This is a genomic window from Natronobacterium texcoconense, from assembly GCF_900104065.1.
Taxonomy (GTDB): Archaea; Halobacteriota; Halobacteria; order Halobacteriales; family Natrialbaceae; genus Natronobacterium; species Natronobacterium texcoconense.
The window spans coordinates 513,893-530,965 of record NZ_FNLC01000001.1 but is presented as its reverse complement, the minus strand read 5'-3'; the positions used below and the strand labels follow the sequence as shown (position 1 = coordinate 530,965).

General features: G+C 63.6%; 18 protein-coding genes and 1 tRNA gene. 9 read left to right on the top strand and 10 right to left on the bottom strand.

Annotation, left to right across the window (positions count from 1 at the left end; genetic code table 11):
* Window positions 1-37: 37 nt before the first annotated feature.
* Window positions 38-108: transfer RNA gene (locus BLR35_RS02795), tRNA-Gly, on the top strand.
* A gap of 408 nt (window positions 109-516) precedes the next feature.
* Here BLR35_RS02795 and chrA read toward each other — a convergent pair.
* Complete coding sequence (chrA, locus tag BLR35_RS02790; protein ID WP_090377042.1) at window positions 517-1,878, bottom strand: chromate efflux transporter; 1,362 nt, start codon at window positions 1,876-1,878, stop codon at window positions 517-519.
* Between the two features lie 116 nt (window positions 1,879-1,994).
* Window positions 1,995-3,281 carry a mechanosensitive ion channel family protein gene (locus BLR35_RS02785; protein WP_244510174.1) on the bottom strand — a complete coding sequence of 429 codons (1,287 nt, stop codon included), beginning with the start codon at window positions 3,279-3,281 and terminating at the stop codon, window positions 1,995-1,997.
* A gap of 160 nt (window positions 3,282-3,441) precedes the next feature.
* Here BLR35_RS02785 and BLR35_RS02780 point away from each other — a divergent pair, with 160 nt between their 5' ends.
* Window positions 3,442-3,915: a hypothetical protein gene (locus BLR35_RS02780; protein ID WP_090377037.1), complete on the top strand. Its 474-nt coding sequence runs from the start codon at window positions 3,442-3,444 to the stop codon at window positions 3,913-3,915.
* A gap of 4 nt (window positions 3,916-3,919) precedes the next feature.
* Here BLR35_RS02780 and BLR35_RS02775 read toward each other — a convergent pair whose 3' ends face one another.
* Both BLR35_RS02775 and BLR35_RS02770 read right to left on the bottom strand, forming a co-directional pair.
* Complete coding sequence (locus BLR35_RS02775) at window positions 3,920-4,219, bottom strand: amphi-Trp domain-containing protein (RefSeq protein WP_090377032.1); 300 nt, start codon at window positions 4,217-4,219, stop codon at window positions 3,920-3,922.
* Between the two features lie 53 nt (window positions 4,220-4,272).
* Complete coding sequence (locus tag BLR35_RS02770; RefSeq protein ID WP_090377029.1) at window positions 4,273-4,842, bottom strand: hypothetical protein; 570 nt, start codon at window positions 4,840-4,842, stop codon at window positions 4,273-4,275.
* Between the two features lie 299 nt (window positions 4,843-5,141).
* Here BLR35_RS02770 and BLR35_RS02765 point away from each other — a divergent pair, with 299 nt between their 5' ends.
* Complete coding sequence (locus tag BLR35_RS02765; RefSeq protein WP_090377026.1) at window positions 5,142-5,714, top strand: GNAT family N-acetyltransferase; 573 nt, start codon at window positions 5,142-5,144, stop codon at window positions 5,712-5,714.
* Between the two features lie 13 nt (window positions 5,715-5,727).
* On the opposite strand, the gene BLR35_RS02760 is transcribed toward BLR35_RS02765, so the two are convergent.
* Both BLR35_RS02760 and BLR35_RS02755 read right to left on the bottom strand, forming a co-directional pair.
* Window positions 5,728-6,570, bottom strand: coding sequence for a hypothetical protein (locus BLR35_RS02760; protein ID WP_090377023.1), 843 nt, complete (start codon window positions 6,568-6,570; stop codon window positions 5,728-5,730).
* A gap of 2 nt (window positions 6,571-6,572) precedes the next feature.
* Window positions 6,573-7,949, bottom strand: a complete 1,377-nt coding sequence (locus BLR35_RS02755; protein ID WP_090377020.1) for an outer membrane protein assembly factor BamB family protein — start codon at window positions 7,947-7,949, stop codon at window positions 6,573-6,575.
* A 109-nt stretch (window positions 7,950-8,058) separates the two neighbouring features.
* Here BLR35_RS02755 and fen point away from each other — a divergent pair, with 109 nt between their 5' ends.
* On the top strand, window positions 8,059-9,036 hold the full coding sequence (gene fen / locus BLR35_RS02750) for a flap endonuclease-1 (RefSeq protein WP_090377018.1): 978 nt from the start codon (window positions 8,059-8,061) through the stop codon (window positions 9,034-9,036).
* 31 nt (window positions 9,037-9,067) lie between these two features.
* Here fen and BLR35_RS02745 read toward each other — a convergent pair whose 3' ends face one another.
* Together BLR35_RS02745 and BLR35_RS02740 are read right to left on the bottom strand one after the other, a co-directional pair.
* On the bottom strand, window positions 9,068-10,393 hold the full coding sequence (locus BLR35_RS02745) for a TIGR00341 family protein (RefSeq protein ID WP_090377015.1): 1,326 nt from the start codon (window positions 10,391-10,393) through the stop codon (window positions 9,068-9,070).
* Window positions 10,394-10,473: 80 nt separating this feature from the next.
* Complete coding sequence (locus tag BLR35_RS02740) at window positions 10,474-11,613, bottom strand: NAD(P)/FAD-dependent oxidoreductase (protein WP_090377012.1); 1,140 nt, start codon at window positions 11,611-11,613, stop codon at window positions 10,474-10,476.
* 86 nt (window positions 11,614-11,699) lie between these two features.
* Between BLR35_RS02740 and BLR35_RS02735 the strand changes: the two genes are divergently transcribed.
* From BLR35_RS02735 to BLR35_RS02725, 3 genes are all read left to right on the top strand, one after another.
* Complete coding sequence (locus BLR35_RS02735) at window positions 11,700-12,824, top strand: M24 family metallopeptidase (RefSeq protein ID WP_090377009.1); 1,125 nt, start codon at window positions 11,700-11,702, stop codon at window positions 12,822-12,824.
* Between the two features lie 139 nt (window positions 12,825-12,963).
* Window positions 12,964-13,257, top strand: coding sequence for a GYD domain-containing protein (locus BLR35_RS02730; RefSeq protein WP_090377007.1), 294 nt, complete (start codon window positions 12,964-12,966; stop codon window positions 13,255-13,257).
* 143 nt (window positions 13,258-13,400) lie between these two features.
* A complete protein-coding gene (locus BLR35_RS02725; RefSeq protein ID WP_090377003.1) occupies window positions 13,401-13,889 on the top strand; it encodes a nuclear transport factor 2 family protein in 489 nt (162 codons plus the stop codon).
* 98 nt (window positions 13,890-13,987) lie between these two features.
* Here BLR35_RS02725 and mvaD read toward each other — a convergent pair whose 3' ends face one another.
* Window positions 13,988-14,965, bottom strand: coding sequence for a phosphomevalonate decarboxylase MvaD (gene mvaD / locus BLR35_RS02720; RefSeq protein ID WP_090377000.1), 978 nt, complete (start codon window positions 14,963-14,965; stop codon window positions 13,988-13,990).
* A gap of 180 nt (window positions 14,966-15,145) precedes the next feature.
* Between mvaD and nth the strand changes: the two genes are divergently transcribed.
* Both nth and BLR35_RS02710 read left to right on the top strand, forming a co-directional pair.
* On the top strand, window positions 15,146-15,829 hold the full coding sequence (gene nth, locus BLR35_RS02715) for an endonuclease III (RefSeq protein ID WP_090376997.1): 684 nt from the start codon (window positions 15,146-15,148) through the stop codon (window positions 15,827-15,829).
* Between the two features lie 134 nt (window positions 15,830-15,963).
* Window positions 15,964-16,212 carry a hypothetical protein gene (locus BLR35_RS02710; protein WP_090376994.1) on the top strand — a complete coding sequence of 83 codons (249 nt, stop codon included), beginning with the start codon at window positions 15,964-15,966 and terminating at the stop codon, window positions 16,210-16,212.
* A gap of 18 nt (window positions 16,213-16,230) precedes the next feature.
* Here the strand turns inward: BLR35_RS02710 and BLR35_RS02705 are convergent, their stop codons facing one another.
* Window positions 16,231-17,031, bottom strand: a complete 801-nt coding sequence (locus BLR35_RS02705; protein WP_090376991.1) for an NAD(+)/NADH kinase — start codon at window positions 17,029-17,031, stop codon at window positions 16,231-16,233.
* Between the last annotated feature and the right edge of the window lie 42 nt (window positions 17,032-17,073).

The following is a 17,073-nucleotide window of genomic DNA, read 5'->3' as shown; positions in this document are numbered from 1 at the left end:
GAAGAGTCTTAAACTCGAAGTGAAAACGGTAGAGTGCGCGCGGATGGTCTAGTGGTAGGACCTGAGCCTTCCAAGCTCATGGCCCGGGTTCAAATCCCGGTCCGCGCATTGCTGCGGCGAACAAATTCGTGAGCCGCAGCAATCGTACGAGGGATTTGAATCAGACCGAGGTTCTGCGAACGAAGTGAGCAGGTTCTCGGGCGTGGTTCAAATCCCGGTCCGCGCACTTTTCGACGGTGTTGCGATCGTAGTGAGTAGCACGTCGTGAGACCCTGTCTTACGGAAAACGGACGTGAGGAGAAAATGCGCGATAGAGAGATTTGAGCCACGCGAGTCGCAGCGTCCGAACGAAGTGAGGACGAACGTCTCGTAGTCGGGTTCAAATCCCGGTCCGCGCAGGATTGTTCGAGAAGAACCGCCGCTATAGTAGCGACCGAAACGGCTTACACACCGGTCGCAACACTCGAGGGGACCGGTATTCCGATTCGGACGATTTTCGCGCCTGTCGAGAGACCACTACGGCAGAACCAGAACGTACCACGCCATCCCGACGGCTCCGCCGCCGACGATGAGATACGCCGCGTGTACTCCTCGCCGGAACAGTTCGAACGTGACGACTGCGAGCAGGACGGTAAACGCGTCGACGAACGACTCGAGTGCGAGCGTCACCGTTGCTCCAAGAATCGCGCCGACGACGGCGGCGTTGACTCCCGTGAGTGCGGTCTGGACGACGTCGTTCTCGCGAACTCTCGCGAAGTACGGAAAGAAACCCATGATGAACGCAAACGACGGGCCGAAGGCGCCGACCGTGGCCACGAGAGCGCCGAGGACGGCCACCCACAGCAGTCCGCCCGAGACGTCGAGCATGAGCTTGTAGCCGACGAAGGCCGTCGTCATCACGACGGGGCCCGGCGAGAGCTGTCCGATCGCGATGCCGTCGACGAACTCGCGGCTGGTCATCCAGCCGAACTCCTGGACGACGTAGAGTTCGATGAACGGGATGAGAACGAGCCCGCCGCCGTAAATAAAGGAGCCGGTGTAGACCATGAACGCGAACAGCTGTACCCACGGGTTCGCCCAGAACGCGACCAGCAGCCCCCAGATCGGGCTGGCCTGGATCGCTCCGCGCAGGGTCGGGCCGAGCAGATCGAGTATGCGATCCCGGAACGCGTACGACGCTCCGAGGATCGCACCGGCGACCGACCAGAGCGCGACGCGCCGGAGGTGCTCGCGCACCCAGTCCGACCGATAGATCGCCACGGCGACGAGCCCTGCCAGGACGAACTGGACGACGGGATTCGAGCCGAGGATCGCGGTGGCGACGATTGCGGCGGCAAGCAGTCCGACCAGCAGGTAGTCGACCGACCACGTCTCCGACCCGACGTCGAACTCGGCGTGGCCGCGTCCTTCCGCCAGCGCGCTCCCTGCCATCGACCACGCCGCGCCCACGATGAGTCCGATGACGACGGGGTTGATCCCGTAGAACATCGCCTCGACCGCCGGAAGCTCCTGATAAGCGAAGTACAGCCACGAGAAGAAGACGACGATGACGAACGTCGGCAGCATGAAGAAAAAACCTGCCACGAGCGCGCCGAGGTTGCCGGCGCGGATCCAGCCCATGAAGATCCCCAGTTGCGTCGAGGCGGGACCCGGCAACATGTTACAGATGGCGAGCCCCTCCATGAAGATCGACTCCTCGGTCCACTCTTTGCTGTCCTCGCCGACCAGGTCGTCCTCCATCATCGCGATGTGGACGAGCGGGCCGCCGAAGCCGACGATCCCGATAAAGAGGAAGTAACGGGCGATCTCGAGGAGTTTCGCCGGCGTCGCCTCGCCGCGATAGGTGTAGCCGGGCTCTCCTGTAACGGTGTCACCCACGGACCGTCCTCCGGTCTACCCGACACAGAACGGCAGTTTTCGGTTTCACACTCGAGAGCCCACCGCGAAGCCGTAAACAGATTTCCCGGCAGTGAACTCCCGACCGTCTGGCCAGTTCACTCCTGGTCGGTGTACGTGAGTTCCTGTTCTCCCTGCTCGACGTCGTTATCGAGACGGAAGCGAGCGTCCTCCCGCGAACTGAGTTCTCGCTGTGGGTAGGGGATCCCGATTCCCTCTTGCTCGTAACTCGTCTTGATCTCGTGGATCACCGACTGCAACGTCGTCCACTTCTTGTGTGCGTTCGGCTGTTTGATCCAGAACCGGCACTCGAGCGTGATCGCCGAATCCCCGAATTCGGTGGGGATCACTTGCGGTTTCGGTGCCGAGGCGACCTTCTCGACGGTTTCGATCGATTCGATGGCGACTTCCTCGGCTCGCTCGAGGTCGGTCTCGTAGTCGACGCCGACCTCAAGTCGGAGGCGGAGTCGGTTGCGCTTGCTGCGGTTGATCACCGTACTCGCCGAAACGTTGTCGTTGGGAAGGACCACGACTTCGCCGTCGAAACTTCGCAGGCGCGTGTTGATGATCGTGATGTCGACGACCATCCCCTCGTGGTCGTCGATCTGTACCCAGTCACCGATCTCGAACGGGCGGGAGAACATCAACACGAAGCCAGCGATCAGCGACCCGAGCGTCTGGCGGGCGGCCATACCGAGCACGATACCGAGGAACCCTGCCCCGACGAGCAACCCACCGAGATCGACGTCCCAGAGCGAGAGGGCGGCTAACCCGGCGGCGACGAAGATGATCACCTGCAGCACGCGGTAGACGACCTCCTCCTGGTGGGCCGTAACGTAGTTCGCGTCGGCGAGCCACTCCTCGAGTCGTTCCTCGAGGTATCGCGTTCCGACGAGCGCACCGACGAGAAGTCCGATCGTCAACAACACCTGGAAGAAGTACGGGAGTGCCGACCTGAGCGAACCCAGTGCGCTCCGTGCGATGTCGGCGTAACCCCAGACGACGAGCAACGCGAGCCCGGTGATTGCGATCAGGCTCGTTTGAAAGAGTCGGACGACTGCCGTCTTCGGGAACGGGACGTCGAGCAGGTCGTCGATCGTCTCGAGAACCGTTCCGGCCTCGCTCTCGCGCAAGGTTTGGCCGACCAGTTCGGTCGTTCGCTGGACGGCTTTCGGGACGACGACGAACCCGATGGTGACTGCGAGCAGGATCATCAGGAGACTGGCCGCCATCCGCCCCTCGGTCGAGGTAACAGTCTCGAGAGCCAACTGGATTGCCTCGATGCTCTCGAACCACCGCTCGGCCGTCTCGTTTATCGTGGATTCGTCTGCTGGTGCGGTAAGCTTGTTCGAACCACTCTGTATCGATACGACGCTCTCGAACACTGTCCGTGTATCTGAAATACTCCAAGTTAACCCTGATTGCCGTTTCGACGGGCGACGGTCCGCTCGCTATCGACGTCCGAACGAACCCAGTTCCGGCCGCTCGAGGCCTTGCACCTCCGTGCATCACCCCTACCCTTTCAGCGACCGAACGTAACCGACGATGAGTGACACGCGATACGACGAGGGTGATCCGGTAGCGACGCCCGACGGTCGCGGGGTCGTTGCCGCAGTGATGACTGACGACCTCGAGTTTCCCCAGGGTGAGGAGGACCTCGTCGACGTCGAGGCGAGCGACGACCGGCCAGCCTACGTCGTCGGCCTCGAGTCGGTCGGGTCGGCAGTTTACCGGGCATCGGCACTGGAGTCGACGGATCTCGAGGATGAGAACGCGGCGGAGTCGACCGACGGCGACTCGCTGACGGACGTCGTCGACGAGGACGTCGACGCCCTGGACGGCCTCCCACAGGGGTGGGACCGGGACAGCGTCCTCGAGTACTGGTCCTCGATCGGCGGCTCTTGGGAGGCGTGCGTCGACGACATGACCGACGAGTTCGAGGAACAGCGCGCCAAAGAACACTGTTCGGCGATGAAAGACGAAGTTCTGCGAACGAAGCGGTGGCGAAACCGATTCTGACGCGTTACTCTTCGTCGGTCTCTTCTTCTATCTCGTCGCTCTCGACCGGCGACCCGTCGGTTTCGACCGTCCACTCGAGTTCGATCTCCAGTTCGAACTCGTTGCCGCCCTCGTACCGTTCGCGTTCGAGTTCGGTCTCGAACTCGAGGTGTTCGGTCGGAGTGGGGACCGTAATCGAGACGGCGTCGTCCGATATCGTCAACTCGTCGTCGTTTTCGAACGTATCCGCGAGTTCGCGGAGTCGATCGGCGACCTCCTGTGGGGACTGTTCGAGTTCGAACTCGAGGAGTTCTTCCTCCGACATGGACGGTTCTACGACGGATACCAGCAAAAAAGCCGTACCTGAACGACGCCCGATCAGTCCTCGATCGGTGCCTCACCGGTCCGACTGCGGAGGTCGACGGTCGTCGCGAAGACGAGTCCGAGCACGGTTCCGAACAGGACGTGACCCACGAGACTCTCGACCGCCGTGGCCGGGAAATCGCCTGCTGCCTCGGTCCCGATGGCGTCGATCCAGACGGGGAGGACGAGCAGTGGCAGGATCGCCCAGATGGTGAGTCCGAAGACGAAACCGGCCGCGACTGTCCGGACCCACATCCCGGACCGCGAGAGGGCGGCGGTCTCGACGTCCATCTGTGCGAACTCGAGAACCGCCTGCCGAGTCATCAGGAACCCGAAGACCAGCCCGAGGACGATTCCGTGCGCGACGTGGATCCCCCAGCCGACGACGCCGACCGGCTCGAGACCGTAAATCGCGGGGATCGCGACGGCTACAACCTCGGGATCGAAGAGCCACACCAGCAGTCCGAACACGGCCGCACCGATCGCTCCGCCGAGTGCGCCGCCGACCGTCCAGTCGAGTGGACTCTCGAGACCGAACGCGGACGCAGAGGTCGCCGATGCCGTTCCGTCGGAGCCGCCATCCATACTACCCGAAGCTACGACGAAATCCGGCAAAAGGCTTGAGCAAGCCCCGGCAAGGACCGCTCGAGCGAAGACGCGAGACGACGTGGTCGCCCAACCGAGACGTGGCTCTTATAATAACGACTGCAACTGGTTACACACTGACCGCATAGCTGTCGTGCGATCAGGTGTGTACTGACTTGCAGTGGCTATAGTAACAACTGAAACTGTTTGCACACCGATCGCACTGGTGTCGTGCGATCTGGTGCGCACTGACGTTCAGTAGCTACTACATTATAATAGCTAGCGAGTGAACGACGACTGTGGAGTACGAACTACTTGGGTGGCCGCCCGATGGTCCGAAGCTCCGACTCGATCACGAGCGGTTCAGCTACGCCGGCAAGTTCGTCATGACGAACACCGGGAAGGCAGTTGCTCGAGAGCGCCAGGCGGCGGACGCGGACGGAGTCGAAGACGGAAACGAGGGGATCGTCGCCGCCATTGCGTTCAACGAGGACCGAACCGACGAGAGGACGCTGTGGCTGCGGTACGTCACGGTCGCCCGCGACCGACGCGGCGAGGGGATCGGCCCCCAGCTAGTGCGACGCGTCCGGGATGAGGCACTCGAGCGCAGCTACGAGCGGCTCCGGATTGCCGTCAACAACCCGTTCGCTTACGAGGCTCTGTACCGGGCTGGCTTCGGCTACACCGGTGAGACGACCGGCATCGCGGAACTGGTACTCGAGTATCCGCGGCCCGAAGACTGGACGAACGAGCAGGAGGCCTATCGGTGCGGCTTCGAGGAGTTTCGCGACCGCGACCTCTCGGTCGAAGAGGAGACCTTTCTCGAGTCGCGGGTGGACGGCAAACCGCCGACTGCTGAACGCACGGACTAACACGCCGAGTTCGCTACGAATCGCTCGCCGGCCCGTTTCGCTCGACAGACTCGTATATGCTCGCGACGGCCGCCGCGTGTGCCGTTCCCGCGACGGCCACGCTCGCGATCGTTCCCGCTGCGAGTCCCGGATACCCCGAAACTACCGTCGCAGCGCCGGTGAAGAGTGTCGCCAGAATTCCGAGACAGAGCACCAGCCCGGCACTCGAGAACGGACGCGAGCCGGCGTAGGCGAGACTCTCGAGCACTGCCGCATCCGGCCGATCCCCACCGAGAACGATCGCTGCGGGTGCCAGCAGGAGAGCACCGCCGACGAGGAGTGCGACGAGTGCAGCCAGAATTCCGGTGCCGACGACACCGCCCGTGGGGTGTACTCGAACCACGTAGATCACCCCGAACAGCACACTCTGGAGGACGAGCACGTAAACTGCGAGCCAGCCGACTCGAGCGGCTGGCGGCACGAACCCGTCCATCCTGGGAGCGACGCGCCAGATGCCAACGGCGAACGCGACCGCCGTCACCACCGCGAGCGCGGCCTGCCAGCCGATGAGGGCGGCGGCGTACTCGAGTCGCAATCCGAGCAGGATCGTCGGTGCGAGTTCGACGGTCGGCTCGAGGCGAGGGACGAGCGGAATCGGGATCTGGAGCGATCCGCTCGCGCCGAACGGCGAGATGCTGGCTGGATACGGTGTCTCGATCCGCGCGAGCGTGCTTGCCGCGCCGACGAGTCCGGCGAGGAGAAACGGGACGAGAGAGGAGGGGCGAGCGCGAACCATCACGACGACGGCGCGAACGACAGTGGCGAATCCAGGGCTCGTCTCGGTGCTGTCGGTCGTGGAAGCGGGTTCTGTCGACATAGTTAGGAAATATCGAGTCCGTACAGCGCGAGCGTGGTTCCGAGGACGATCCGGTCGTTCGTGACGACGGCTGGTGTCAGTGCCTCTCGCTCCGTCTCGCTTCCGCCCGACGTGCCGACCATCTCCGTAAACGTCCACAGGAGGTCGCCGCTCTCGCAGTCGAGTGCGTGCAGGCCGTCGTCTCCGGGAACGAGCAGCGAGTCGCCGGCTACCGTCGGCGGCTGGAAAGAGAACGAAGTCGTGGCGAACGAATCGCCGTCGAAGATCACTTCCCAGCGGACGCTCCCGTCGTCGAGGTCGAGCGCCGTGACTGCCAGCGGATCGGTTCCGTCACGAGCGACGGTCCCGACGTGATACAGCGTTCGTTCGTCGGCGGCGAGGCCGACGTGGTCGGATCGATCTAGCGCCCGGTTCCAGCCCCGCTCACCGGTCTCCGCATCGATCTCGAGGATTCGCCGGTCGCGGTCTTCGGTCTGCCCGACTGTGTAAACTACTCCCTCGCGTGCGAGCAGGCTATCCTCCCGTTCGTTCAACTCGGCGCTGGTTTCTCGTTCGTCGACCGTCCACTCGAGTTCGCCGTCGGCGAGGTCGAGACCGATCAGGTACGGCGTTCCGAAGAGCCGCCCCTTGACGACGACGGTACCGGTCGTCTCGTCGACGACGTGTCCGATCGAAAAGAGACCGTAGTCCCAGTCGTCCGGTATCGCGTCCTCGAGGGCGTATCGCCAGCGTGGGTTGCCGTCGTCGGGCCGGACGGCGGAGACGCTGTCGGAGAAGGAGTGAACGGTCACGAGCGCCCCGTCGGTGACGAGCGGCGACGCGATCGACCGCGACTCGCCGGAGCGCAAAGCGATACCTGCACCGCCGGTTCCGACGTGTTCCCCGTCGCTCCACCACCGGAGCAGTTCGCTGCCGAAGCCCGACACTCTGTCCGGCCAGCGGCCGGGAGCTCCGGTGTAGCCGGCGATGGCCTCGCCGTAGGGGACGACCAGCGTCCCGTCGCGATAGATCTCGGTCGACGCGAACACCATCGGTCCCGTTCCCCGTCCGAACGCGCCCGAGGTTCTCGCGAGCGGCCCCTCGCCAGTCGTGGCCTCGAGAACGAACAGTCCGTTCGCGTACTGGCAGTAGACGGTCTCGCCGACGACGATCGGTGGCCGCCAGCCGGAGGCACCGACGCTGCGTTCCCACGCGATCTCAGGTTCGGTTTCCGGAATCTCGACGTCCGAGACGTACCGCGTTCGACCGGGATCACGACCGTACATCCGCCAGTCGTCGGTTCCGCTCGAGGGGGGAGACCGCCCGAGACAGCCACCGACGAGGAGGGTACTGATGCCGCCGAGCACCGCTCGACGACTCGAATGCGTTCCGGGGACCATTCCGTTGCTACCCACGTGATATCGTTTTAATAAATACTTTCCGCTCGAGTCGTCTACGCCGAGCCGAGAAGCCAACGATTCAAATCCCAGTCCTACCTATTGCGTCCCAATGGGAAACGCTGCACTTCGTGATATCGCGGTCATCGAGGAGGTGCCCTTCTCCGAGGTGGAGGGAGTGGTCGCCGTCGACGCCCACAACTGGCTCTACCGGTACCTGACGACGACCGTCAAGTGGACGAACAGCGACGTCTACACGACCGCCGACGGCACGGAGGTCGCCAACCTCGTCGGCATCGTCCAGGGACTGCCGAAGTTCTTCGAGAACGACGTCACGCCCGTGATGGTCTTCGACGGCGGCCCCTCCGAACTCAAGGAAGACGAGATCGAATCCCGCCGCGAACAGCGCCGAACGTACGAGGAACAGCTCGAGACCGCCCGCGAGGAAGGCGATCAGGTCGCCATCGCTCAACTCGAGTCCCGAACCCAGCGGCTGACGGAGACGATCCAGGAAACCAGTCGTGAACTGCTCCGGCTGCTGGACGTTCCCGTCGTCGAGGCACCCGCAGAGGGAGAGGCCCAGGCTGCACACATGGTCCGGCGTGGCGACGCCGACTACGTCGGCTCCGAGGACTACGACGCCCTGCTCTTTGGCGCGCCGCTGACGCTGCGACAGCTGACGAGCAAAGGCGATCCCGAACTGATGGACCTCGAGGCGACACTCGAACACCACGACCTGACTCTCGAGCAGTTGATCGACGCCGCCATCCTCATCGGGACGGACTTCAACGAGGGCGTCTCGGGGATCGGCCCGAAGACGGCCATCAAGGAGATCACCGAACACGGCGACCTCTGGAGCGTTCTCGAGGCCCGCGGCGACAGCGTCGAGTACGGCGACCGCGTCCGTCAACTTTTCAGAGATCCGAACGTCACCGACGACTACGAGTTCGACACGGCGCTGGATCCGGACCTCGAGGCCGCCCGCGAGTACGTCACCGACGAGTGGGCCGTCGATCCGGGCGAGGTCGCCCGCGGCTTCGAACGCATCGAGGAGAGCGTCACCCAGACGGGGCTTGATCGCTGGACCTAGTTTTCCAGTTTCAGCCCGGACGTCGAGCGCCCTACGCAGTATCGTACTCGACGAACCGGACGTGAACCGTCACGTCGTCCCCTATCTCGGTGCTGATGCGGTCGTCCAGCTCCGAAGCGAGCTCCGGATGGTCGTCGTCGGCTGGCTGCTCGACCGTGATGACGATCCGTTCGGGTTGCTCGAGTAACGTCCCTTCCTCGAGACGTATTGCGGGCTCGAACAGGAGTCCTTCCTCGAGAAACAGTTCGACTTCGACGAGGGAGACGTCCTGGTACGCTGGCGAGTCGAGAACGGCTTCCGCTTCCGTCGTCACGTCGTTCTCGAGCGATGCGCGTTCGTACGACGCCCACGTAACGCCGACCAGGAACGTCGACAGCACCAGGATGACGATCGTAAACACGACGAGACGGCGACGAACTAACTGGCGTGCGATCCCCGTCTCAGCCCGGATGTGCGGACGATAGCCCATTGCCCAGAGGGTGAAGAGTCCGGTGATGTTGACGCCTAACAGATTGACGAAGACGAGGATGAGCGAGCCGACCGCTGCGTTCGGAACTCCCCACGCGATAGCGATGCCGGCGGCAGCGGCGGGCGGGATCAGTGCGGCGGCGATCATCACGCCGACGAGAGCGACGGAGACACCCGTCGAGAGGCTCAACACGCCAGCAATTCCCGCACCGAAAGCGACGAACAGTGAGAGCAGGTTCGGAAGAACTCGTTCGCTGACTTCGTCGATTTCGACGACGTCGATCCCGGGCGGAACGAGAAACAGCGATTTCGACAGCCACGCGAACGTCGCCGCACCAGCAATCGCGATACCGACCCCAAGCAGTTGATACGTAACGCCGGTCCAGAACAGGTCGTGTTCGTTGAGGACCGTTCCGACGCTGGCCGCGAGCGCCGGTCCGATCAGCGGTGCGATCACCATCGATCCGACCACGACGGCGGCCGAATCGAGTAGCAGCCCGGCCGTTGCAACGATCGCACTCACTAGCGTCAGCGTCACGTACACCGGAAGCGTCGACATCAGGCCTTCGGACTCGGCGTACAGTTCGTGGCGAGCGAGTCGCTCGTCGTCCAGTGTCTTCGTGTACCGCTGTTTGAGCGCGCCGAACTTCCGGGAGATAACCGTGTCCGCTGTCACGATCACCGTATGATCGTCTTCACCGAGTCCGGCCTCCTCTAACTCGTCCAGGACGACCTCGACGGCGTTCTTCGGGAGGGTAAACGAGACGAGGGCGTCGTACTCGCTGTCGTCGTCGGCCGGAACGACCGTGTAGTCGATCCGCTCCGAATCGAGAACCGCCAGGACCGGTTCTCGCGTCTGGGGTCGGAGCGAAACCTCGACGTGGCGCATGCGGTATTGGCCACCGGAGACGGATATCAAAGGTAGGCTGCGTCTCAACTATTCGGAACGAGACGCAAATCGATCGGCAGTTATCTCGGATCGAACTCCTCACGAATGCGCCCGAGTGCAGTTCCCGTGGCTCCGACCGACGAGAGATAGCCGAGACCGACTGTCGACTTCAGCGCCTTCGCGGATCGTCCCGTGACGACGGCCGGACCGACCTGTGCGACCGCGTCGTCGCCGACGCTGACCAGCCATCCGGGAGTGTCGAACGTGAACGACTCGAGGTCGATCATTCCATCGCCCTCGAGTTCGCGCTCGACGACTCGCGTGACGTTCGTCGCGACCGTTCGTGCTTCCCGGACCGCGGACTGTGCGCTCGCGGGAACGAACTCTTCCTCGCCGTCGACGACCCGAGCCGCGTCACCGAGAACGAACGTCCGGTCGTCGAGTCGCAGGTCGCTCTCGACCGTCGGGCGCTCGCCCTCGAGCGGATCGGGGCCGCGGATGCCGCCGGTCCAGACGAACTCGTCGTAGGGAACAGTCTCCTCGGACTCGAGGACGACGTGCTCGTCGGTCGCCTCCCGGACCGTCGCCTGGGTCCTGACGCCGATTCCCTTTGCTTCGAGTTTCTCCCGGACAGCCCGCTGGAAGTTCGACGGAAAACTCGGCGCGACCGACTCACGTTGCTCGAGCAGCGTTATCTCCGTCTCCGGACTCCGCTCCTCGCGGACGAGTTCGGCCAGTTCGCCGGCGACCTGGATGCCTGAGAGGCCGGCACCGCCGACGACGATCCGCGAGTCGTCGCTCCCGTCGTAACAGATTTCGCGCGTTCGCTTTCGAATCCGATTCGCGTGTCGCAACCGTTTGAGCGGAATCGCGTGCTCGCGGACTCCCTCGAGGCCGTAGTAGGCCGTTCGAGCCCCGAGACAGATCGCCAAGAGGTCGTACTCGAGGCCGCCGTTCGAGAGCGAGACAACACGCTCTTGCCGGTCGATTTTCTCGACGGTGGCGACGCGGACGGTAGCCCGCTCGAGGACCGCGGGCAAGGAGACGGTGATCGCGCCCGCGAGTTCCGGCCGCCTGATCACCCGGTGGAGTTCGTGCTGGACGAGGTGGTCCGGCGTTCGGTCGACCAGCGTCAACTCCGCGTCGTCGGGAAGGTCGCTCTCGAGCAGCCGAGTCAGCGTCAGTCCGGCGTAGCCACCGCCGAGGACGACGACGTGCATACCCGATATAGGGGTTCGACGCCCATATACTGGTGGCCAAACGCGCTATCGGCGGGAACTTTATCCACGACCGTCTATCGCCACGTATGAGCCGAACGCAAACCGACGATATCGTCGAGAAACGACTCGAGCGGGCCCGCAAAGTACTCACGGAGCAGGGGGTAGACGCCCTCGTCTGCTTCCCGAGTTCGAACATGCACTACCTCGCAGGCTTCGAGGAGGAACCGATGGAGCGGCACCTGTTCCTGTTCGTCACACCCGAAGCCGAACTGTTCGTCGCCCCCGAGATGTACGACGACCAGATCCGGGACGCCTCGCCGGTGACCGACGTACGAACCTGGAGCGACGGGGACGATCCCACGGACCTCCTCGAGCGCGTCGGCGAGGAACTCGATCTCGCGGGTGGTCACTTCCTGATCGACGACCGCATGTGGGCACTCTTCACCCAGGATCTGCGGGCGACGTTCCCCGAAGCGACGTTTGGCCTGGCCAGCGAGGTCGTCGACGACCTCCGGATTCGCAAGGACGAGGCCGAACTCGAGGCGCTCCGGAAAGCCGCCTCGATTTCGGACGCCGTCAGCGAGGAGGTCCGCGCTCTCGGGAGCGATGCGATCGGGATGACCGAAAACGAACTCGCGGCCGAAATCGGAGAACGGCTCGCCAACGCCGGCGGCGAGGGCGTCTCCTTCGAGACCGTCGTCGGTTCTGGGCCGAACGGCGCGCGTCCCCACCACCGTCACGGCGATCGGACGATCGAGGCCGGCGATCCCGTCGTGCTCGACTTCGGAACCTACGCCGACGGCTACCCGGGCGACCAGACCCGAACCGTCGTTTTCGATGGCGAACCGCCGGCCGAGTACGAGGGCGTCCACGACGCCGTCCTCGAGGCACAACAGGCTGCCGTCGCAGCCGTCGAACCCGGCGTCGCAGCAGAGGCAATCGACCGTGCTGCCCGCGACGTCCTCGAGGACCGCGGCTACGGCGACCAGTTCATCCACCGAACCGGCCACGGCGTCGGACTCGACGTCCACGAACCGCCGTACATCACTGCAGGCAACGGCTGCGAACTCGAGCCAGGGATGGTCTTCAGCATCGAACCGGGCGTCTACCTCGAGGGCGAGTTCGGCGTCCGTATCGAGGACCTGGTGGTCGTCACCGAGGACGGCTGTGAGCGGCTGAACGACTCGCCTCGAGGGTGGCAGTCGCTTTGATGGAAACAGAGAACTGGCGCTTCTGATCGCCTCAGTCGGGGAGACGTTTCAGAGGTCGTGCTGGTACCATACTCGGTGTTCACCGAAAGGCGGTCTCGGGCGAACGACTATCGTTTTCTTCGTGGTACGCGGCATTGCCATGCCGACGTACGTGTTCCTGACCGCTTTCACCCAGCAAGGCGTTCGAAACGTCCGAGACAGTCCCGAACGGACGGAGCATGCCAGAGAGATGATCGAGTCGCTCGGCGGGACGTGGAACGACTTTTTTGTCACGATGGGTCGGTACGACGGCGTCGTCGTCGCCGACTTCCCCGACGATACGACGGCGGCACGGGCAATGCTCTCGCTCGCGGAAAGTGGCAACGTGACGGTCGAACCACTTCGGGCGTTCACCCTCGAGGAGTTCCGCGACATCGTAGATACCATGGCGTGACCGATTCGCTGGCATCAGACCAGCACGACCCGTTCCACTGGAGAGTACCGGTCACAGACTACGTTCCGTTCACGCTGTGAAAATACGTCACGGGGCGCCTCTATGCAACTGGTCAGCATAGAACGAGGAGGGTGAACCACCCTATGGCAGAAACAACATCGAGGGACGTGCAAGCGCTCGTGGAGAAAGACGCGATCAACGAACTGATGGCCAGAGTGTACTACCTCGTCGACGACGGCGAGGTGGGCGAGGCCATCGATCGCTTTGCTACCGAAGACGTAACGTTCGACGCCGAACCGCTGGGGTCAGCAGAAGGCAGAGACGCCTGGAAAGAGTGGGCCGAAACGGCCTATTCGGAGAATATGCCGTTCAGGAGGCACATGCTCCACAATCAGGTGATCGAGGTCGACGGCGATACTGCCACCGGGAAGTGGTACCTGGATTGTCCCTCGGTAACCGGCGACGGTGAGGCCGTCTGGACGCAGGGCACCTACGAACACGAGTTCCGGCGAGTGGGCGGAGAGTGGAAGATTTCGGCGTTTTCGTTCGATTTCACCTACGCCGCACCCTACGAGAAGGGGTGGGCGGCACAGCCGTTTATCGAGGAGATACCGGGCGAACTCGACTGGTAGGCGACTCCAGCTGGTCCTCGTTCGGAATTTCGGGCTGGCTACTAACCGCCTGATCGCGAGAGAGGGAAGCTCTCTCGAACGACAGAGCAAAAGTTCGTTTAGAAGAGGTGGTCGTCAAGCAGTTTCGCGGGGCCGCCGACCTCCCAGATCGACGTCGAGACGCCGCAGTCTGCGATCTGTTCTTCGACGTACTCGGCGTGTTCGTCGGTCGTGTTGACGTAGACGGTCGCGCCGGTGTCCGTCGAGAAGTAGACGGGAATGTCCTCTTCTTCGCGAAGTTCGCGCACGCGGTTGAAGATGGCCAGCGTCGCGGGCTGCCAGTAGATCCAGCCCTCGGGGCCGGTCATCGTCGTCGCTGCGAGCGACAGGGAGTCCTGTTCGGCGAGTTCGAACGTTCGATGGAAGTCGTCCTCACGGAGCGCGTCGCGCATCTCGGCGATCTGGCCGTGGATGTGGGCGTTGCGGGCCTGGAACATGTGGCTGTCCTCGGCCTCGTTGTGCGCGTCCTCGGTCTCTTTGTGGTAGGGGACGAGCCCGACGATGATCTTCAGGTTCTCGTGGAGGTCAGTCTGGAGTCGACGGGAGACACAGTCCTCGTCATTCATCCCGGTGTGCAGCTGCGAGAACGCACCCGTCACGGCGCGGGCGGAGGATGCGGAGCCAACTCGAGCGATCGCCGAAATCTCCTGCATCGAAGCGTCGAGTTCCGCTGCCTCGGCGAGCGCCATCGCCGCGGCCGCAAAGCCCGACGAGGACGAGCCGAGTCCGACGTTCGTCGGGAAGCTGTTCTCGCTCTCGAGGCGAACTGGATAGACCGTGTGGGCGGCGTCGGACAGCGAGCGGGCCTTCTCGACGACGGCTTCGACGCGTTCGTGGGCGCGGCCCTCGAGTTCCTCGCCGTCGACGACGAAGGTGTCTTCGTCGTAGTCCATGGAGAACTCGACTGTCGTGCGAGTGTGGCTCGGCGCCGTAGAGACGCTGATACTGTCGTGGTAGGGGAGTCGCTCGACGTGATCTCGCATTCCGTGATACTTGACCAACCCCTGGATGGGGTGAGCCATCGCGGTCGCTTTCATACCCAGACACGGGCGTGACGGTCGCTTAAAGCTCACGGCATCCGCTCACGAAGAATATAGTAGCCGCTGAAAGCCAATGCACACCCGAGTGCACAGTCGTCGTGCGATCGGTGTGTAAATCAGTTCCGTTGGTACTATAGAACCCGAACGCTGAAACGACCTGCATCCTACCACACCCCTATGGGAACCCCACGCGAGACGCGAGCAGCGCAGGCCGAAGAGGTAGTCGAGCGACTCGAGGAGGAGTATCCGGACTCGACGATCTCGCTTCGGTATTCGAACCGACTCGAGCTGTTGATTGCCGTGATCCTCTCGGCCCAGTGTACGGACGAGCGGGTGAACAAGGAGACCGAGCACCTGTTCGCGAAGTACGATGGACCGGAGGAGTACGCTGTGGCCCCCGAGGAGGAACTCGCGGAGGATCTGAACTCGATCACCTACTACAACAGCAAGGCGGGCTACATCAAAAGCGCCTGCGAGACGATCGTCGAGGAACACGACGGGGAAGTGCCGGATACGATGGACGAACTGACGGACCTCTCGGGCGTCGGTCGCAAGACGGCAAACGTCGTCCTCCAGCACGGCCACGACGTCGTCGAGGGGATCGTGGTCGACACGCACGTCCAGCGACTCACCCGGCGTCTCGGACTCACCGAGGAGAAGCGCCCGGAGCGTATCGAGGAGGAACTGATGGAGATCGTTCCCGACGGCTACTGGCAGCAGTTCACCCACCTCTGTATCGATCACGGCCGTGCGACGTGTACGGCACGCAACCCGGACTGTAGCGACTGCGTGCTCGCCGACGTCTGTCCGTCCGAGAAGGGCGACAGCGAGATCGATCTGGCTTCGGGCGAGCCCTGGTAGGTCCGGTATCGTCGCAATCCAGGGGCCGACTTCCCCAGTGACGATCGCCCGACTGCAACAGGGTGAACCCGGGGACGCCGACCCTCGCAAGCCCAACCCCTTTTCCTCGGTCACCGGTACCCTCGGTCGGAACTATGACCGACGATACCCAGCCAGACGAAACTGGTAAAGACGAGCACGGCCGGGACGTCGAACTCGCCAAAGAAGAGACGGAGGAAGAAGACGAAGAGCAACTCACCGAAGAGGAGATGGAGGCGCGGGAACGACAGGACGAAGAACAGCGACGGCAGGACATCGAACACAAGTCCGACCAGCGCGAGGCCGACGCCCTCGAGAATACGAACCCGAACAATCACCGCGACGAGGAGCCGTACAACAGCTAACTCCGATTCGGTTTTTCGTCAGTCTTCGTCCGGGGTTTCGAGCAGTTCGTCGGCGACGACGAGCGTCTCGAGACCCTCTCGAGCGGCGGTGACGGTGACGTCCGCGCCGAGGGAGACCGTCTCGACCGCCTGTCCGTCAGCGAGGACAGTCACGTCGCCTTCGTCACGCTCGACGGTGAGCGTCACCTTCTGTGGAAGCACCCAGCGACGCGTATTGGTCACGAACGGGGCGATCGGTGCGACCGCGACGGCGTCGACGGCCGACGAGAGCAAGGACGCGTCGACGGCGCTGGCGTAGCCGTGACTCCCCGCCGGCGTCGCGACGACGACGCCGTCGGCGCGAAAGGTCGCGACTTCGCCGTCCAGAGAGTGGACGCCGTACTCCGAGATGCGGGCTGGTTCGTCCGTAACGAGCGCGACGTCCAACAGGGCTCGCTGTGTTCCAGCGTCGACCCCCTCGAGTTCGAGCACCGCCCGTTCGCGGACGGTCGCATCGCCCTCGAGTACAGCCGCGACCGCGTTGGAGACCTGATCCGGGTCGACGGCCTCGACGCCGGTGGCCGGAGCGACCGGAACGACGGGTGAATCGATGCCCGCGCGAGCGAGCACCGAGAGCGTCCGATCGCCCCGAGCGACCAGCACGTCCGCCGCGCGAACGTCCTCGGTCTCGAGGTCGCCAGTAACGAGCGTCCCGTCGTGTGCGTCGACGACGGACTCGAGGGCGTCACCGGCCTGCAGTCCCGGCGTCGATCCGGTTTCTTCGTCCGTGACGAACCCGACGACCGGGTCCTCGGCGGGGTCCCACGCGGCGGAATCCATAGCGTGAGGTTCACGCGGCCCGCCCAAAAGCGTACGGTTGTC